Source organism: Bacillus sp. TCT6 (assembly GCF_056033845.1).
In genome coordinates this window covers 34,058-52,446 of record NZ_JBVYHX010000004.1, presented here as the reverse complement: position 1 = coordinate 52,446, position 18,389 = coordinate 34,058, and the positions used below count along the sequence as shown (strand labels likewise).

Genomic DNA, 18,389 nt, shown 5'->3' with positions numbered 1-18,389 from the left:
AATTGTAAATTGAATTCTAAATATAAACTAGGAGAATAATAATATGAAAAAATGGCTGTTACTCTTATTTAGTTTACTACTATTAATTCCTGTCCCTATTTCCGCACAAAAAACCGAACAACCAAAAACCCTTATTTTATACAGTTCAAACGATGATCAAATTACAAGTGATATCCAAATACTTAATACACAAGTAGGACATTTCACTAATAATATAACAATTAAAAACATAAAACAGTTAGCTGAAATAACTGATAAATCTTTGTATACACATGTTATTTACATGAGTGAAAAACAAGAAGAACTTTCTACTGAAGCAAAGAAATTTCTAGAAGGATTCCCAGGACCATTACTAGTTTTAGGTCAAAATATAGAACAGTTATCTAATCGTTTTTCATTTATCACACTTAAAAATGAAGATATAAACTCTGATACAATTGAATATCCAACACGTAAACTAAAGAATATATTAGAAGAAGAAAGAACAATTAAACAACTTGACACAAATGGAACAATTCTCGCCCATGCTTTAAGAGGAAATAATACTTATCCATTAATTGTACAGCAAAACAATTCTTATTATGTAGCAACTTCTAACCTCTTTGATTGGATATCTTATTATATTGGCGAAAGCCTATTTTCTTATTTTCAGCAAAAACCCGAAACTAATAAAAAATTAGCTTATTTACGTCTTGAGGATGTTCACCCAGCCGCAGATACATATCAATTAAAAGAAATTGCTGAATTACTAAAAGAGAAAAAGATTCCTTACATGATCACTGTTATTCCTGTATATACAGATCCAGATACAGGTAAAACACTACATTTAAAAGATAAACCCGAACTAGTCGATCTTTTACGCTCTATGCAAAATGATGGTGCAGCGATTATTATGCATGGTTACACTCATCAATTTTATGATAGTGAAACTGGGGAAGGTTTTGAATTTTGGGACGTAAAGACAGATCAACCAATTCGCCAACCGAAACATGAAAAACCGAAGACAAAAGATGACTTTCCAAATATAGAGGCATATAACCAATATGTAAAAAAAGGGGAAGAGTTTGAGGAAAAATATACGACAGATCATATCGAAAAGGGGATTCAAGAACTTGTAGATGCTAAACTATATCCTGTCGCCTTTGAAGCACCTCATTACACAATGTCTCAAAAAGGGTATGAAATATTATCAAGATACTTTTCAACTTATGTAGGACAACTACAGTTAAGTGATACAACTTGGAAATCCATGCACTCTCCAGCATATAGAAGTACACCAACATTTCTACATGGAATGAAATTAATGCCTGAAACAGTCGGTTTTATTGAAGAAGATAAGCCACAAGCTATTGCTAAAATGAAAGCAAATGCTTTATCTGTTGCTAAATTATCCGATGGGATTATTGGAGCATTCTATCATCCTTACTTAGGTGTGAAACCATTAAAAGAAGTGTTAAAGGATCTAGAAAGTATTCCAAATATAGAATGGATTGATTTACAAAAGGAAAAGAATGAAGTAAAAATGAAAGATATTCATATTACGACGAATAAAGATGGCATTCACGTTGAAAAACCAACCAGTGCGAATGACATAATTGATTATATAAAGCAATATGGCTTCTTCCTTATACTAGGGTTCGTTATCATTGTCTTTCTTTTATTATTAAAACGTGCGAAAAAATTAGAATCCTAATACAAAACCACCGAGCGGAACGCTTGGTGGTTTTTTGTCATATATCAAACCGTGGTATTTTACTAAATAAATTCAACTTTTACTTTTTCCGTTACATGATTAAAACTATAATTCTCCTATCCTTTCAAATAAAATCGACTTGTATTTTCATATATTGTTTCTGCGACCTTATCAATGGATATGTTTTTTATAGAACTAATTTCCTTTAATACCTCTCGAATCATTCTTGGGTGCGTTATAACACCCTCTTGAAATTCCCACGGTCCATCTGTTTCTACCATCATATATTCAAGCGGATAATACGAAACGATTTTTCTAATCTTCTCCTTATGTAAAACATCCGGTGTAATCGAAATATAATAACCATTTCTCATCATCCGTTTCATTGTTTCATCGCTTCCTTTAAACCAATGGAAGTGTGCACGTGAAACTTTATATTTCTCTAGCAAATCACATACAATGTCAGCATCTTCATAAACTGCGTGTAATACAATCGGCAAATTATACTTACTAGCTAGTTCTATAAATTTTTTCAATACAGCTAGGTATGGATCTGCAGCAATTCTTTCATCTTCTTTTCTCAAATAATAGGGCAAACCTACTTCACCAATCGCAACAATTCCCTCTGCGTTCTGTTCAATAAGTTGATAAATCTGTTCACACTCCTCTTTATGAATCTGTTGCTCTGGATGAAACCCTATCGCTGGATATATAAAGGGATACTTCTTCGCTAAAGATAACGTTTCCTTACAAGATTGATAATTCATAGATACCGCAATAAGCCCCTTTATTTCATTACTATTTTCCACCTCTTTTAGTAATCTGCTCTTCTCTTCATCCTTATATTGATCAACATGTATATGACTATCAATCCATTTCATCTTTATGCCCCCATAAAAAAAACAAGAAAGGACTTCCTTTCTTGTTTTAGCATCTATATTATTTAACAATTAAGTTTGTTATGATATCAAATAATCCAATACACACTACGGCAACAGTAAAGTAGCTACAGAAATCTTTAATTGGTAACTTCACTACTTCTTCTTTACGCATCCCATTTTTCTCCCTTCTTACTAGATCCCTAATTATTTTTCTATCTGTATCTATTATGCAAAAAATATGACAAATTTACTATCGAATTAACTTACGTAAACCTTACAATGTTGTAAGGTTTAAAAAAGATCCCCATCTTTATTCAGATGAGGATTATTAAAAATTAGTTGGTTTTTCATTCTTCATTACAAACAGAAAGTAATACATTGAGACTTTCTAGTTACACTATATGAAAATTACTATCTTTTAACTATCGAATTACATTACAGAAGGCTTACATGTTTGTAAGTTATGTGTAATGTAATTCGATAGTTCTCCTTACTTATATTTCGTACAATAACGTTAGAAAGTAAGCCAAATAAGAAGAACACTCACATAACCAAATTACATTGCTAGTAGCTACTCTTCTTATACCTTTCACCTATGCTACTACAATGTACCCCCTTCCCCTTTATATAATAAAAAAGCCTTAGTCTATATGTACTAAGGCTTTTTTGTTAATCTCAAAAATACCCTTACCCAGTATTTTTATTTTCGACAAAAAATAGCTGGGGGTATATTTTACTATCTCATCGTTAAAAGTTTGCTCTTCGCATTTATAGGAATATTTGCAACCTCAATCTCTTCAATCGATTCACCGTAACGTCCTTTTGCAAAAACCTTTAATGCTTCATCTCTCTTTAACATATGCTTAACCGTTTTCTTTATTTTCTGCTCTCTACCACGTTCATCGAATGCAATAAATTCATATTCATACCACTCATCACCAATATGCTGACCAATTGTATTCACAACCGTATAGTATTCTTTCGTCTTATAAAATGGATTATATTTATCGATAACCGGTCCAAGTTTCGTAGGCAGTAACATTACTACTATCACTATCATCGCTATTATAGTAGTGATCATTTTTTTCTTCATAATAAACATTCCTCCTCTGCAGGATATATATACATCCATTTTAAAAAGGGGGAATAAAATCTACTATTGAATCTCATTACATTACACTTACATTTTTGTAAGAATTAAAAAAGGTGAACGAATTTACTCGTTCACCTTTTAGCTTGCTTTAAAGCCACCGCCAAGTACATCACGTACATCATGTATAACAACGAAAGCATCTTCATCTACCCGGCTAATAACTTGTTTTAACTTAACAAGCTCTTGTTTATTAATAACAACATATAAAACTTCTTTATTTTTACCAGTATATCCGCCGCGCCCTTCTAATACAGTAACACCGCGTGTCATATTTTTCGTAATAGCTTCACGAATTAAATCTGGTTGATTCGAAATAATCGTAACAGCCGTTTTTGTGTCCATTCCTTCTACAATGAAATCAATCACCTTCGCTCCAATGAACACAGCCACAAGTGTATACATCGCCTTTTCTTGCCCTATTATAAATACAGAACCAGCAATTACAACAATATCAATAATTAGTACGCCTTTACCTACGCTCCAACCTAAATATTGATTTGCTAACTGAGCTAAGATTGCTGATCCTCCCGATGTACCTCCGGCTTTGAACATACAGCCTAATCCAATACCCACAAATAAGCCAGCAAATAAAGCTGCTAATAATGTATCACTATTTACATGATATTCAATATGTTCTGTAACGTATAAAAACAAAGATGTTTCTACAATCCCTAAAATTGTATAAATCATTGTTTTCTTATCAAAAAATTTATAACCAACAGCTAGTAAAATTGCATTTATAGCAAAGTTCACAATTCCTGGTGACCAATCAAATAAGTAGTACGTAACAACCGTTAAACCAATAATTCCACCTTCCGATAAACGGTTTGGAATTGCAAAGTAATTAATACCAATTGCGAATAATAATGAACCAATTGTAATTAGTGTTATTTCCTTTATACGTTGATTAACCATAGTTCATACCCTCCCCCCATTTGACATTGTATCACTATCTCCTAGAGGTTTAGAAGTGGTTTTTATTCCGCTTTTTCCCTGTTAAAAATTGAAATATTATGTTTAAACATAGGGGTGATTAATTATTCATATTTACTCTAACTGCACGGACAAATTGCTCCACATTCCCTTTCTGAATATACTTAGCGCGAATGGTTTCATGATTACAAGTAAATTCAAAATACGGATGAAAATCTATGCTATCTATATGCAAATATGAATACTCTTTAAATGTTGAAGAATAGTACGGAAATTTCCCGTAAAAAAGGAGACGTCTAGTAGTGGCAACAAAAACCCCATGTTGATACGATAATATAAAATTATCCTTCTCAAATATCCCTACCACAAAAGCCAGAATCTTTTCATCATCATCTACATACTTTTTCATACTCGATAAAAGTTCATTCATGCATATTCCTCCAAATTCTATTCATTGCATTAACACTTGAAAAGAATCCATGGATTATTACAAACCGGTTTAACTCCTTTATAAAGTATGAAACGCGTTTCCTGTCAAAGATATTTCAAAAAAAATAATCCGTTATGCGATTATACACATAACGGATTAAAATTAAACTGTAGAGCGTTCCACAAGTTCGTATGGAATTTCCAGCTTTTCTTGTTCAGAACTCTCGTCATTCACTTTTCTATGCAACATTTCAAAAGCAGTTTTCCCTATCTCCTTTAAATTTTGATCAATAGTTGTCAGTTGTAACACTTGTGAGATAGGTTGATTATCAAAGCCAATAATTGCTAAATCCTCAGGAACTTGAATGCCTAATTTTTCAACCTCTGTCATAACACCAATCGCAACCTCATCACCTGCTACTATTAATGCTTCAGGAAGATCCTGCATCTCTTTTAACTTATGAGCTACTTTCACACCATCTTCTAGTGTAAAACATTCTGTAAAAATCCATTCTTCATTAACATCTTCGTCTATAGATTGCAATTGCTGTTTATAAACATCAAAACGCTTTTGACTACTCGGCCCTAATTTTCTTCCCGTACAATAACCAATTTTTTTATAACCTTTCTCAATCAAATAATCCATTCCTAATTGAAAGGCCGCTGAATGATTCGTATATACACTTGAGATGTTTGAAATATCATTGTCTTCACAAGCAATTATTGCGCCGTAAGAAGCATACGGTTCTATCGTTTCCCAATCATTTGCACGTGAACAAATAATAAGACCATCCAATTGTTTTGTTTTTAACATATGTAAACTTTTCATTTCTTCTTTTTTATTATAATTCGTTTGGCAAAGTAGCACCCTGTAATTATGCGCTAACGCAGTCTCCATCATTCCGCTCACCATCGCATCAAAACACGGATGATTAATATACGGTAAAATCACACCAACAATATTCGTTTTTCCTTTTGATAAATGAACAGCATTTGCGTTTTGCGAGTAATTCAATTTCTCAACTATCTCTATAACCGCTTTTCTTTTTTCTTCACTTACATATGGGTGATCATTCAACACTCTCGAAACAGTCGTAACTGAAACTCCCGCCATCTTTGCAATATCTTTAATATTAGCCATACACTCACCTCTACCTTTAACTTAATGAATCTCATGAACATATGTCAAATCTTCTTATCATTACACCTTCATTCGTTTCTCTTACAAAAGTGTAATTTTTCTGTAAGCTAATTCGATAGTGACTTTCCGCAACATTTCATACAATTAAGTCAGAAACAGGGTAACAACTATTCGAAAAGGAGCGGATTAATATGATGAACAAAATGAAAACAAACAATTTCTTAAATACAATGGGCATGGTATTTTCCGCTCTTATTGATGCAAAAGCTGTTGCTTCTACATTAAACAAGTAAGGAGAATGTATTATGAATAACATCACTTTTAACAAATTAGATTTTTTAGGACTAGCTAGTGGCTCGATTCTTCTTACTGCTTTTATTTACGCCGCTACGCTTGTATAACTTCGTGTCCCCTTTCCCCTTTATTATAAATAGTAATAGAAAAGACGACCGTCTATGCCCGGTCGTCTTTTCTTATTTTTGATTTGATTGCAAAGCTTCTTTTAACTCCTCAAACTTCTCATTTAATTGATCTGTCATCATTTTCATAGCGGTTTTTCGATCTATTTGTTCTCCAGCCTCAATTTGAATTGGATCTCCAAAAATCAATTGTGCCTTTTTCCCCTTTATTAATTCTTTTACACTTGATGGACCAACATAAGCTGCTGGTACTAACGGAACATTAGAACGCATCGCAATTGTCACAGCACCCGCTTTTAATGAAACATCTTCCGCTGATCTCGTTCCACTCGGAAAAATTCCTACTACCTTTCCTTCTTTTAATAAACGTGATGGTATTTTAAGTGTACTTGGTCCCGGATTCGCACGATCTACAGGGAATGCATTTACATTTTTAAAGAACCAATTTTTGAATTTACCTTCAAATAACTCTTTTTTTGCCATGTAATGAATTTGAGTTGGATACATCCCTGTAGCTAACATTAATACATCCATAAAACTTGTATGTGTACACGCAACAACATACGGTCCACCTTCTGGTAGCTTTTCTCTTCCTTGTACTTCTACTTTCCCAGCTGTTTTAAATATATATTTCAACAAAAATGTAATTGGTTTATACATTTGTTTCGTTCCTTTCTAAACATCCGAAGTATAATCATATTCTTACAATAATTATAACACTAAGTTTTAGGAGTTGGTAATAAAATTAAGGATGAATTGTTAAATTTCAATTCTTACAAAAGTGTAATTTTCTTGTAAGCTAATTCGATAGTTACTTCTTACTATATTTCATACAATTAAGTCAGAAACAGGGCAACAATTATTCGAAAAGGAGTGGATCAATATGATGAACAAAATGAAAACGAACAATTTCTTAAATACAATGGGCATGGTATTATCAGCTCTTTTCGATGCAAAAGCTGTTGCTTCTACATTAAACAAGTAAGGAGAATGTATTATGAATAACATTGCTTTTAACAAATTAGATTTTTTAGGATTAGCTAGCGGCTCTCTTCTTCTTACTGCTTTCATTTACGCTGCTACGCTTGTATAACTTTGTGTCCCCTTTCCCCTTTATATAGAAAAAGACGACCGTCTATGCCCGGTCGTCTTTTTAATTTTTTCTTTCTTTCAATTCTTTTAAAAGCTGTATCAGCTCAGCTTGTTGTTTTATCTTTTTACGACCATTTCGATTAATTGCTGCAAGCTCACAGGCAACTCCGACGGCGAAGAAAAACAATAAACTTTCTAACATGTGAAATCCTCCATTTGCCTATTAAACAGCTTGACGTAATTGCTCTTCTTGTAAAACTCTCTTATTTATATTTTCTTCTTTTCTCTGACAAACGTTATTGCGAATAAGCGCTGCAATAACAAGTACAGTCCCTATAATATCAAACATTGTGATTTGATACCCTTGCATCATCATAATAGCTAAAGTCGTAATTGGTACAAAATTAATAAATAAAATCCCATTAATGGATGATAAAATTTTCACACCGTAGTTCCAAGCAAGTAGCGCTACAATACCTGGCAATGTCATCATAAATAACAAATCATATTTTACAATAGAAATCGTTCCCATACTCGGAACTGAAATATATCCAAGCGACGTAATAATTACCGTTATAATTCCTGTAACAGTCGTACCGAATACACACGTCAACGTAGAATAACGTAATGTTGACCAATCACTACAAGTTTGACCACCCATCGTATAAATAACCCAGCCTACAACACCAATAAATATAAATGCTAATGAGAACATATTATCTTTCAATGTTACAAAGAAACTCATGTCACCTTTTGTAATAACAAACACAGCTCCTACAAAAGCAATAACCATACTCGTTATCATATACTTCTTCGGTTTTATATGCTTATATCCCCATAAAATACAAATAGAAATCATCGGCATAAGTGCCTCCATAATGGAAGCTACCATTACACCCGACTTACCCATTAACATTTGCCCTAAAAATATGAGGACATTATATACTGTAAATGCCATCGTTCCAAAAAAGACGAGTAACTTTCCTCTTCCCTCTAAACGAAATGCCTGTTTTCCTTCTTTCATTAACAACAATACAATCAGCATTATCGCCACCGCTCCATAGCGAATAAGCGAAAAATAAAATGGATCTATGTATTCTAGCGCATGATCAGCAACTGGAAACATCGCTCCCCATGACATACTCGCAATTAAACAAGCTAAAGCCCCTATTATCATTTGACCTCTTCTCACCGCAATCCCCCGTTTCTTTCTATTTGCACAAAGAGAATTGTAAAAGAAAAAATATATCACGTAAAATGATTCAAAATGATGTTAACTATCATTTATAATGATAGTTAACATCAAGGAGGATTACAAAATGGAATTAAGAGACTTACAAATCTTTAAAAGCGTTGCCGACCAGGGTAGTGTAAGTAACGCAGCAAAGGAATTAAATTATGTACAATCAAATGTAACTGCACGTATTAAACAACTAGAAAACGAATTAAAAACCCCGCTCTTTTACCGCCATAAACGAGGGATGACTTTAACAGCTGAAGGAAGAAAAATGCTCGTTTATGTTAATAAAATTTTGCAAGATGTCGACGAACTAAAACAAGTATTTTTAGATAGTGAAACACCCTCCGGTATATTAAAAATCGGTACAGTAGAAACAGTAAGTACATTACCTACCATTTTATCTTCTTACTATAAAAGCTATCCGAATGTCGATTTATCATTACAAGCGGGTCTAACAGAAGAATTAATTAGAGAAGTACTTGATCATCAATTAGATGGCGCCTTTATATCAGGTCCTATTAAACATCCACTCATCGAACAATACGATGTTAGTACAGAGAAATTAATGCTTATAACACAAAATAAAGCCTTTCATATAGAAGAATTTACAACAACACCTCTACTCGTTTTTAACCAAGGATGTGGATACCGTTCCAAATTAGAACGATGGCTGAAAGACGAAGGTTTGCTACCAAAAAGAATTATGGAATTCAATATATTAGAGACAATATTAAACAGCGTTGCACTTGGCCTCGGAATTACACTCGTACCACAGTCTGCTGTCCATCATCTTTCTAAAGCAGGTAAGGTACATTGTCATGCAATCCCTGAAAAATACGGCAGTATTTCAACGGTTTTCATACGCCGCAAAGATAGCTATATGACGAATTCAATGCGTAGTTTTTTAAAAACAATTGAAGAACATCATCATATTAATATGCTGTGAAAGACATTCTTACATGAATGTCTTTTTTTCTTACAAAAGTGTAAGTCTTTCGTAAGCTAATTCGATAGTTGCAAGTGGACATATTTCCTATAATTAAGACATAAGCAGGGCAACAACAATTCGAAAAGGAGCGGATACGCATGATGAACAATATGAAATCAAATAAATTTTTACATACAATGGGCATAGTGCTATCCGCACTTATCGATGCAAAAGCTGTTGCAACTACATTAAACAAATAAGGAGAGATTATAATGAACAACATTACTTTCAAAAAATCAGACTTTACCCCGCATTAACGGGCAGTAAGACTCCCACTTCAAAATTCAGCGAAATCAAAGAAGTTAGGTTTAGGTTCAACTGCCCGTAAAAGCCCGATTGGTTCAACTAATAATCAGCGAGGGATACCCCGCCCTCACTGATTAAAGTTTCATTTTATCGGACTTGCAAGTGGAGCTACTCTTCTTACAGCTTTCATTTACACACTTGCTCAAGGTCTTATTTAATACTTTGTTTCCCCAAACCCCTTTATATATAGAAAAAGCTGTTCGTCTTATAGACAAGCAGCTTTTTAGTTTGTTTCATATATAATTTGACCTGTTTTCTTAATATCATATCCGCCAATCGCATTTAATTCATTATAAAATCCTTCCGATTGCAGAATATCTTTCACGACTTCAACCAGCTCTTCATTTTCTTTATTCTTCAAAATTACTAAATCATACTGTTCTTTCATGATTGGAATAAAGTCCACATTTACAATTTGCGAAAACTTTTCTGAACCTACTCCTACATCAGCTTTTCCATTTGCAACTTGCGTGGCAACACCAAGATGATTCGATTCTTCCCATTCATATCCACTAATATCGGATTTATTTAATTTTTGGATTCGTAATTGTTCATCCACTAACACTCTAATACCAGAACCCTTTTCTCGATTTACAAACTTTATAGTGGATCCGGATATGTCAGCCCATGTCTTTATTTTCTTCGGATTTCCTTTTTGGACATAAAACCCTACATTTCTGGACAATAAATTAATCATAATACATGGTTGACCTACTAAAATGCGTTTTACGTAAGGAACATTATATGTACCCGTTTCACCATCAAACAAATGCAAACTAACGATACTTCCTTCTCCTTGATACATTTTCACTAAACTTGTTAAGCTACCTTGATACGCTCTTAAAACATTAGAACTTGGCAAACGATTTTCTATACGTTTAGCTAACATATCTAACGTTAGTTCTTGACCACTAATAATACACGTGTTCAAGATACTACTACCATCGTTTTTCACAGGAGTAACTTGTACCTTTCCTGTTTTCATTTGTTTTATATATTGATCTAAATCCACTGCATCAATGCGCATCTGTCTACCAACTCTATAAGAAGGAAGTTCTCCTTTTTTAATTAAGTCGTATACAGTTAATTTTGATACCTTTAATCGCTTTGCTACTTCTTCCGTTGTGTAGGAATGATGATCCATAGACGATTCCTCACTTTCTCCTTTCATTGTAACAAAGAAAAGAATATTTCTCCTATTTTTTAAAAATAGATATATGTTCAAATTATATTCAATTATAACTAGTTATATTTAGTTATACTTAGTTATAATTAGTTATATCAAAACGAAAGGGGATTTTTTTATGAATAAATTTACATTACGTTCTATTGGGGCACTTATACTTTCTTTCCTTCTTATATTTAGTGCTGCTTGTACAAGTGGGGAAAAGAATACAAAGTCAGCTGCTAAAGAAGATAAAACAGTTGAACTGACTATCTCAGCTGCTGCAAGCTTACAAGATGCATTAAAAGAAATTGAAAAACAATATAAAGAAAAAGAGCCAAATATCAAACTTTCTTTTAACTTCGGTGCTTCTGGAGCACTTCAACAACAAATTGAACAAGGTGCACCTGCTGATTTATTCTTCTCTGCAGCAGAAGATAAATTCCAAACCCTTGTAAAGAAAGGATTCATTAATGAAAAAGAAGGGAAAAATCTTCTTGGAAATGAACTAGTTCTAGTCATCCCTAAAGATAGTTCTCTTACAAAATTTCAAGATTTAAAAGATGAGAAAATCAAAAAAATTGCACTTGGTACACCTGAATCTGTACCTGCTGGAAAATATGCAAAGGCTTCTCTAACACACGAAAACCTTTGGAATGATGTTCAAAATAAAGTCGTATTTACAAAAGATGTTCGCCAAGTGTTAACATATGTAGAAACAGGGAATATCGATGCTGGTATCGTATACAAAACAGATGCTCTCATTTCAGATAAAGTAAAGATTGGTGAAACAGCAGCAGCTACTTCTCATGAGCCAATCCACTATCCTTTAGGTGTTATAAAGGAATCTAAACATAAGAAAGAGGCGACTTCATTTTATGAGTATTTGCAGTCAAAAGATGCACAATCTATCTTTAAGAAATATGGATTTACAGTCCTGTCGTAATTACTATGAGCATTGATGCTATTATATCGCCTGTCTTTCTATCTTTAAGAGTAGCTGCGTGTGCCACTATTCTCGTTACAATTTTAGGGACGATTGTCGGGCGAGCACTAGCTCGCTCCTCATGGCGATATAAAGTACTATTAGAAACCATATTTTTATTACCAATGGTACTTCCACCAACTGTTATCGGCTTCTTTCTCATTATCATCTTTGGAAACAACAGCCCGATTGGAAGGTGGGTTGAATCATTATTTCAGCAGTCTATTATGTTCACATCTACCGCTGCGATCATCGCTTCTACAGTTGTTGCATTTCCGCTTATGTACCAATCAGCGAAAACGGGATTTTCTATCGCAAATGTACAAATTGAAGAAAGTGCTCGTGACCTTGGCGCAAGTGAATATCAAGTTTTTCTGCACGTTACACTTCCGCTCGCATTTCCTGCATTACTAAGCGGGATGATTTTGAGCTTTGTCCGCGCGCTCGGTGAGTTTGGTGCTACACTCATGTTTGCCGGGAACATTCCTGGTAAAACACAGACAATCCCAACTGCAATTTACATGGCCATTGACGCAAGTAATATGCAACTCGCCTGGACACTTGTGGTTATCACTATTAGTATGTCACTCCTATTTCTGCTATGTATTCAGCTTATTAACAAAAGAATTACTAACCTTTAAAGCAGCTTTTTTGGAAGCTGCTTATTTATTTCTTAGGAAATAAATAAGTCGTTGGGAAATAACTGAATTTTACCTCTTATTGAAATATACATTTTATTTGAATTCACTTTCTAAAATAGGCAATTTCCTGTTATTATATGGAGGTGTTTCAAAAAATGAAGAAATGAAAACGCATTTATATCGTGAATTCTTCATCCTGTTTTAGCGATCGGTAATCTTCTACTCTATTAGTGGGGCATTACCGATCGTTAGAACGATATGTAATTATATTGGTATAGGAAACCGAAGGGAGTCTTGTAATGGACATTTTATTAGCGCTTCTTCCTGCAATTGCATGGGGAAACATCTTATTAGTAAGCGTAAAAATGGGCGGTGGTGCATATAGCCAAACGGTAGGTATGACAATCGGTGCTCTATTCTTCGCAACAATTATGTATGTATTTACTCAACCAGCTTTAACAATGACAGTCTTAATTGTTGGTTTTATTTCAGGTTTATTCTGGGCTTTAGGACAAGTAAACCAATTAAAAACAGTTGAAAAACTAGGTGTTTCAACTACCGTAACAATTTCTACTGGTATGCAACTTGTTGCAACTTCTATCTTTGGGGTTATCGCTTTCCGTGAATGGACTACTACGACAACAATTGTTCTGGGAACGATTGCAATCCTATTAATCGTAGTTGGTGTTGTATTCACATCACTAGATGATAAAGAAAATGCTCAGCCACCAGGACAATTGAAAAAAGGACTTCTTACTTTAATTGTTTCTACTTTCGGCTATCTTGTATATGTAATTATTATTCGTTGGTATAATATCGATGGTTGGTCTGCTATTTTACCACAAGCAGTTGGTATGTTTGTTGGTGCGGTTGTACTGACGTCTAAACATAAACCATTTAACAAATATGCAATTCGTAATGCTTTATCTGGTTTACTATGGGGAACTGGAAACTTATTCTTACTTCTTTCATTACCACGTGTCGGAGTAGCAACAAGCTTCCCATTATCTCAAACTGGAATCGTTATCTCAACATTCGGTGCAATTGTCTTCTTAGGTGAAAAGAAAACAAAACGTCAATTGATCTTTATTGCACTAGGCAGTGTTTTAATTATCGGCGGTGCTGTATTACTTGGTATGACAAAAGCATAATCTTATATTCTATTAGTAAACCCCTGAAGCATATATGCTTCAGGGGTTTTTCAATTCTAATTATTTTCTAGATATAATTATTTGTATGTTCTTGCCCCTTATAATTGCTCTTCCACTCTAGCAAACCAGCTACACATATAAAGAGATTAATAATAGCTAATATTAGCATGACGTAGAAACCAGTATAAGTAATAGCCCTTTCCTTTACCATGAATTTCCGCCTTCTCATTATCCATTCCATCTACGGTAAGTCTTTTCTTTTTACAAAATTCTCTTAAAGATGATATCGTTTTTATAACATATCTCTACTAGAAAGGAATAAAGGATATGCTAACTAAACATCGAATTTTATTTATTGGTGCCGGTCGTATGGCCGAAGCTATATTTTCCGGATTACTTAAAACAAGCAAAGAGTACATCGAAGAAATTATCATCTCTAACCGAAGCAACGCAGAAAAACTAAAACAGTTACAACATCGATATAATGTGTCTACTGCAACAGATTGGAAGCAGCATGTTACATCTGTCGATACGGTTGTTTTAGCAATGCCACCTTCTGCTCATGAAGAGTTATTAGCTGAGCTATCTCCGTTAATATCAAATCAACTTGTCGTAACAGTAGCAGCTGGCATTGGACCATCTTATTTAGAAGCTAGACTCCCAAAAGGCACGCCTGTTGCTTGGATTATGCCTAATACAGCTGCTGAAATTGGAAAGTCTATCTCCTTATATACAATGGGACAATCAGTAACCGAGATGCATCAAGAAACCCTGCAACTGCTTTTAAGAGGTATTGGTACTTCGCAACTTTGTACTGAGGAAGAAGTTCATCAGCTTACTGCAGTTACTGGAAGTGCACCAGCCTTCCTTTATTACTTTGCTGAAAGCTTAATTGAAGCAACAAAAAGTTATGGAGTCGATGAAGAAACCGCAAAACATCTTGTCATTCAAATGATTTCTGGCTCTGCTTCTATGCTCGAACAAACGCAAGATCCAGCTAACCTCCGCGAACAAGTAACAACGCCAGGTGGTTCCACAGCTGAGGGTCTCAAAACTTTATACGAATATAATTTTTCAGAGGCAATTCAAAAAGCAGTAGAAGCAACAAACAAAAAAGCTAGGGGGAAATAATATGACTTTAACAAGTTTAAAGGACTATACAACATTACATAACGGTGTAAAAATGCCTTGGTTTGGTTTAGGTGTTTTTAAAGTAGAAGATGGTTCAGAAGTAATTGATTCTGTAAAAGCAGCAATTAAAAATGGCTACCGCAGCATCGATACTGCAGCAATCTATCAAAATGAAGAAGGCGTTGGACAAGCGATTCGTGAATCCGGTGTTTCACGTGAAGAATTATTTATTACCTCAAAAGTATGGAATAGCGATCAAGGATATGAAACAACACTTCAAGCATTTGAAACTACATTAGAGAAATTAGGTCTAGAATATTTAGATTTATATTTAGTACATTGGCCTGTAAAAGGGAAATATAACGAATCATGGAAAGCATTAGAAAAGCTTTATAAAGATGGCCGTGTTCGCGCTATCGGTGTGAGTAATTTCCACATTCACCACTTACAAGACGTATTTGAAATTGCTGAAATTAAGCCAATGGTCAACCAAGTGGAATACCACCCACGTTTAGCACAAGAAGAGTTACACGCTTTCTGTAAAGAACATAATATCCAGCTTGAAGCTTGGTCACCATTAATGCAAGGACAACTACTAGATAATCCAACGTTACAAGAAATTGCGACAAAATATAATAAATCAACTGCGCAAATTATTTTACGCTGGGATTTACAAAACGAAGTTGTAACAATCCCTAAATCAATTAAAGAACATCGCATTATTGAAAATGCAAACATCTTCGACTTTGAATTAAGTGCTGATGATATGAAAGCAATTCAAGCTTTAAATGAAGATCGTCGCGTTGGTCCAGATCCAGATAACTTTAACTTCTAAGCGAAAAACCACTGCCATATGCAGTGGTTTTTTCATTTAATATAACTGAAAATTTAAACTATACTCCATTTGGTTGACACTTCATTGTTCAAGGTGTAAGATTTTGAATTATCAAAGAAACACAAAAATTAATAAAATTTATTCGTTTACTCATTGTATCAAGAGAGGTGGAGGGACTGGCCCTTTGAAACCTCGGCAGCAGGTTCATTTTGAATACTGTGCCACTTCCTGCAAGCTTTATGCTTGAAAGATAGAATGAGGGACTTCGTTTATATACGGGTGCATAACTTGTACGTAAAAATCCCTCTTTCTCAATATGAAAAGAGGGATTTTTTATTTTTCATTTCCCTCATCGTCATCCAAACTTAATTATTTAGGAGGAAAATCAAATGAAAAAGAAGTTTGTACCCGGTATTGCATCAGTTGTAGGAGTAAGTATTTTATTAACTGGTTGCGGTAGTTATAAAAACGAAGCAAGCGGAGCAAATGCAAAAGACGAGGCACCTAGCAAACAGGTTTTAAATTTATCTTCACCTACTGAAATACGAACAATGGATACGGCCCGTGCTACAGATACTGATTCTGGTCAAGTAATGAGAAACGTATTTGAAGGTTTGTATAATCTTGGTGAAGGTAACAAACCTTTCCCTGGCGTTGCAAAATCTCATGAAGTAAGTGGCGATAAAACAAAATACACATTCCACCTGCGAGATTCAAAATGGTCAAACGGCACTCCTGTTACAGCGAAAGATTTTGTGTTCGCTTGGCAGAGAGCCGTAGATCCAGCAACAGCCTCTGAATATGCATTTCTATTCTTTGATATTAAAAATGCAACAAAAATTAACAACAAAGAACTTCCAGCCGACCAACTTGGTGTAAAAGCAGTTGATGACCATACGTTTGAGGTAGAATTGGAGCGTCCTGTTCCGTATTTTATTAGCTTAACAGCGTTCCCAACATTTCTACCAATTAACGAGGAATTCTTTAAAGCACAAGGTGATAAGTACGCTTTAGAAGATCATACAATCTTGTACAATGGAGCTTTTACACTAAGCGATTGGAAGCACGAACAAAGCTTTAAATTCAAGAAAAACCCTACCTATTGGGATAAAGATACTGTCAAACTAGAAGAAATCAATTTTAACGTCGTAAAAGAAAAATCAACAGAAGTAAATTTATTCGAGTCAAAACAATTAGATCGTATAAAACTAACATCTGACTTTGTCGATAAATATAAAAAGGATGCTAACTTTAAAGAACGTCCAAACGTAGGCGTACAATTTTTACGTATGAATCAACAAAACAAAGTGCTTCAAAATGTTTCTGCACGCCAAGCAATTGATCAAACAATTGATAGAAAATCCTTTGTAAATACGTTATTAAATGATGGATCTACACCAACATTTGGTCTCGTTCCAAAAAACTTTGCAAAAGGACCTGAAGGAAAAGACTTCCATACTGCAAACGGCGATTTAACAAAAGTTGATACAAAATCTGCACAAAAGTTATGGAAAAAAGCTAAACAAGAGCTTGGTTCTGAAAAGATAACATTAGAATTATTAACGAGTGATGCTGACCTTGATAAGAAAACTGGTGAATTCTTAAAAGGGCAACTAGAAAAGAATTTAGATGGATTAACAGTAAATATAAAACCGCAACCGCGTAAGCAACAAGTTTCGCTTTTATTAAAAGGTGACTACGAAATCGGAATTGACGGCTGGAGCCCTGACTTTGCAGATCCAATTACATTCCTTGAGCTATTTACAACGAATAACCCTTATAACTTAGATCATTACTCTAATAAGGAATTCGATGAAACAATAGCAAAAGTGAAAACGACTTTAGCTGGTGATGAAAAAGCTCGCTGGGAAGCATTACTAGCATCCGAGAAAATATTATTTAAAGACTCTGTTATCGCTCCTCTTTACCAAAAAGGCGAATCTTATTTAGAACGTTCTTATGTGAAAGGAATTGTGCAAGTAGACTTTGCGGGTCAATTAAATTTCAAGTGGGCAAAAATTGAAAAATAAAGTAAAACCGTAATAAGTGAGGGTTCTTCATCCCCACTTATTATTAGCCCACACCAATTGTTTTTTTAGCAAAATATATTAAAAGCAGGTTCTCTCATACAAGAGAATCTACTTTTTTAATATATTATTCTAAGAAATTAACATTCTATTTTTATTATTGACATATAGTTCTTTCC

General features: G+C 34.2%; 19 protein-coding genes, 1 pseudogene and 1 riboswitch. Of the genes and pseudogenes, 11 read left to right on the top strand and 9 right to left on the bottom strand.

All coding sequences use genetic code 11. The features are described from left to right. Positions 1-43: 43 nt before the first annotated feature. A complete protein-coding gene (locus AC0ONG_RS29890) occupies positions 44-1,693 on the top strand; it encodes a DUF2334 domain-containing protein (RefSeq protein ID WP_127725552.1) in 1,650 nt (549 codons plus the stop codon). A gap of 116 nt (positions 1,694-1,809) precedes the next feature. Here AC0ONG_RS29890 and AC0ONG_RS29885 read toward each other — a convergent pair whose 3' ends face one another. The 5 genes from AC0ONG_RS29885 to AC0ONG_RS29865 form a co-directional block, all read right to left on the bottom strand. Further along, a complete protein-coding gene (locus AC0ONG_RS29885) occupies positions 1,810-2,574 on the bottom strand; it encodes a TatD family hydrolase (protein WP_136996927.1) in 765 nt (254 codons plus the stop codon). Positions 2,575-3,310: 736 nt separating this feature from the next. Next, positions 3,311-3,667 carry a YxeA family protein gene (locus AC0ONG_RS29880; protein ID WP_000728422.1) on the bottom strand — a complete coding sequence of 119 codons (357 nt, stop codon included), beginning with the start codon at positions 3,665-3,667 and terminating at the stop codon, positions 3,311-3,313. Between the two features lie 138 nt (positions 3,668-3,805). After that, positions 3,806-4,642: a YitT family protein gene (locus AC0ONG_RS29875; protein WP_000248045.1), complete on the bottom strand. Its 837-nt coding sequence runs from the start codon at positions 4,640-4,642 to the stop codon at positions 3,806-3,808. Between the two features lie 118 nt (positions 4,643-4,760). Further along, a complete protein-coding gene (locus AC0ONG_RS29870) occupies positions 4,761-5,090 on the bottom strand; it encodes a PH domain-containing protein (protein WP_001004243.1) in 330 nt (109 codons plus the stop codon). A gap of 162 nt (positions 5,091-5,252) precedes the next feature. Continuing rightward, positions 5,253-6,230, bottom strand: coding sequence for a LacI family DNA-binding transcriptional regulator (locus AC0ONG_RS29865; RefSeq protein ID WP_001273902.1), 978 nt, complete (start codon positions 6,228-6,230; stop codon positions 5,253-5,255). 305 nt (positions 6,231-6,535) lie between these two features. On the opposite strand from AC0ONG_RS29865, the gene AC0ONG_RS29860 reads away from it, so the two are divergent. Then, complete coding sequence (locus tag AC0ONG_RS29860; protein WP_001059999.1) at positions 6,536-6,631, top strand: DUF3948 family protein; 96 nt, start codon at positions 6,536-6,538, stop codon at positions 6,629-6,631. Between the two features lie 72 nt (positions 6,632-6,703). Here the strand turns inward: AC0ONG_RS29860 and AC0ONG_RS29855 are convergent, their stop codons facing one another. Continuing rightward, positions 6,704-7,309 carry a lysophospholipid acyltransferase family protein gene (locus AC0ONG_RS29855; protein WP_000277778.1) on the bottom strand — a complete coding sequence of 202 codons (606 nt, stop codon included), beginning with the start codon at positions 7,307-7,309 and terminating at the stop codon, positions 6,704-6,706. A 337-nt stretch (positions 7,310-7,646) separates the two neighbouring features. Here AC0ONG_RS29855 and AC0ONG_RS29850 point away from each other — a divergent pair, with 337 nt between their 5' ends. Next, on the top strand, positions 7,647-7,742 hold the full coding sequence (locus AC0ONG_RS29850; RefSeq protein ID WP_001059387.1) for a DUF3948 family protein: 96 nt from the start codon (positions 7,647-7,649) through the stop codon (positions 7,740-7,742). A 60-nt stretch (positions 7,743-7,802) separates the two neighbouring features. Here the strand turns inward: AC0ONG_RS29850 and AC0ONG_RS29845 are convergent, their stop codons facing one another. Further along, positions 7,803-7,943, bottom strand: a complete 141-nt coding sequence (locus AC0ONG_RS29845) for a YrzO family protein (protein WP_000894065.1) — start codon at positions 7,941-7,943, stop codon at positions 7,803-7,805. A gap of 21 nt (positions 7,944-7,964) precedes the next feature. Continuing rightward, complete coding sequence (locus AC0ONG_RS29840) at positions 7,965-8,933, bottom strand: DMT family transporter (RefSeq protein WP_002083994.1); 969 nt, start codon at positions 8,931-8,933, stop codon at positions 7,965-7,967. A gap of 127 nt (positions 8,934-9,060) precedes the next feature. Here AC0ONG_RS29840 and AC0ONG_RS29835 point away from each other — a divergent pair, with 127 nt between their 5' ends. Beyond that, positions 9,061-9,927: a LysR family transcriptional regulator gene (locus AC0ONG_RS29835; RefSeq protein WP_106082484.1), complete on the top strand. Its 867-nt coding sequence runs from the start codon at positions 9,061-9,063 to the stop codon at positions 9,925-9,927. A 425-nt stretch (positions 9,928-10,352) separates the two neighbouring features. After that, positions 10,353-10,433, top strand: a pseudogene (locus AC0ONG_RS29830) (DUF3948 family protein); the annotation flags it as partial. Positions 10,434-10,498: 65 nt separating this feature from the next. On the opposite strand, the gene AC0ONG_RS29825 reads toward AC0ONG_RS29830, so the two are convergent. Beyond that, entirely contained in the window at positions 10,499-11,419 is a 921-nt protein-coding gene (locus tag AC0ONG_RS29825; protein ID WP_016078966.1) for a substrate-binding domain-containing protein, read from the bottom strand. A 160-nt stretch (positions 11,420-11,579) separates the two neighbouring features. On the opposite strand from AC0ONG_RS29825, the gene modA reads away from it, so the two are divergent. From modA to AC0ONG_RS29795, 6 genes are all read left to right on the top strand, one after another. Next, positions 11,580-12,386: a molybdate ABC transporter substrate-binding protein gene (gene modA / locus AC0ONG_RS29820; protein WP_001032237.1), complete on the top strand. Its 807-nt coding sequence runs from the start codon at positions 11,580-11,582 to the stop codon at positions 12,384-12,386. 5 nt (positions 12,387-12,391) lie between these two features. Beyond that, the gene (gene modB, locus AC0ONG_RS29815; protein WP_000020519.1) at positions 12,392-13,066 is read left to right on the top strand and encodes a molybdate ABC transporter permease subunit; all 675 of its coding nucleotides are present in this window, start codon (positions 12,392-12,394) and stop codon (positions 13,064-13,066) included. A gap of 299 nt (positions 13,067-13,365) precedes the next feature. Continuing rightward, positions 13,366-14,217: a GRP family sugar transporter gene (locus tag AC0ONG_RS29810; protein WP_000353549.1), complete on the top strand. Its 852-nt coding sequence runs from the start codon at positions 13,366-13,368 to the stop codon at positions 14,215-14,217. Positions 14,218-14,544: 327 nt separating this feature from the next. Then, positions 14,545-15,348, top strand: a complete 804-nt coding sequence (gene proC / locus AC0ONG_RS29805; protein WP_133964250.1) for a pyrroline-5-carboxylate reductase — start codon at positions 14,545-14,547, stop codon at positions 15,346-15,348. A 1-nt stretch (position 15,349) separates the two neighbouring features. After that, on the top strand, positions 15,350-16,183 hold the full coding sequence (locus AC0ONG_RS29800) for an aldo/keto reductase (protein ID WP_106082487.1): 834 nt from the start codon (positions 15,350-15,352) through the stop codon (positions 16,181-16,183). 152 nt (positions 16,184-16,335) lie between these two features. Further along, a riboswitch (SAM riboswitch) is annotated at positions 16,336-16,440 on the top strand. 132 nt (positions 16,441-16,572) lie between these two features. Further along, complete coding sequence (locus tag AC0ONG_RS29795; protein WP_474205327.1) at positions 16,573-18,213, top strand: peptide ABC transporter substrate-binding protein; 1,641 nt, start codon at positions 16,573-16,575, stop codon at positions 18,211-18,213. Positions 18,214-18,389 lie beyond the last annotated feature (176 nt).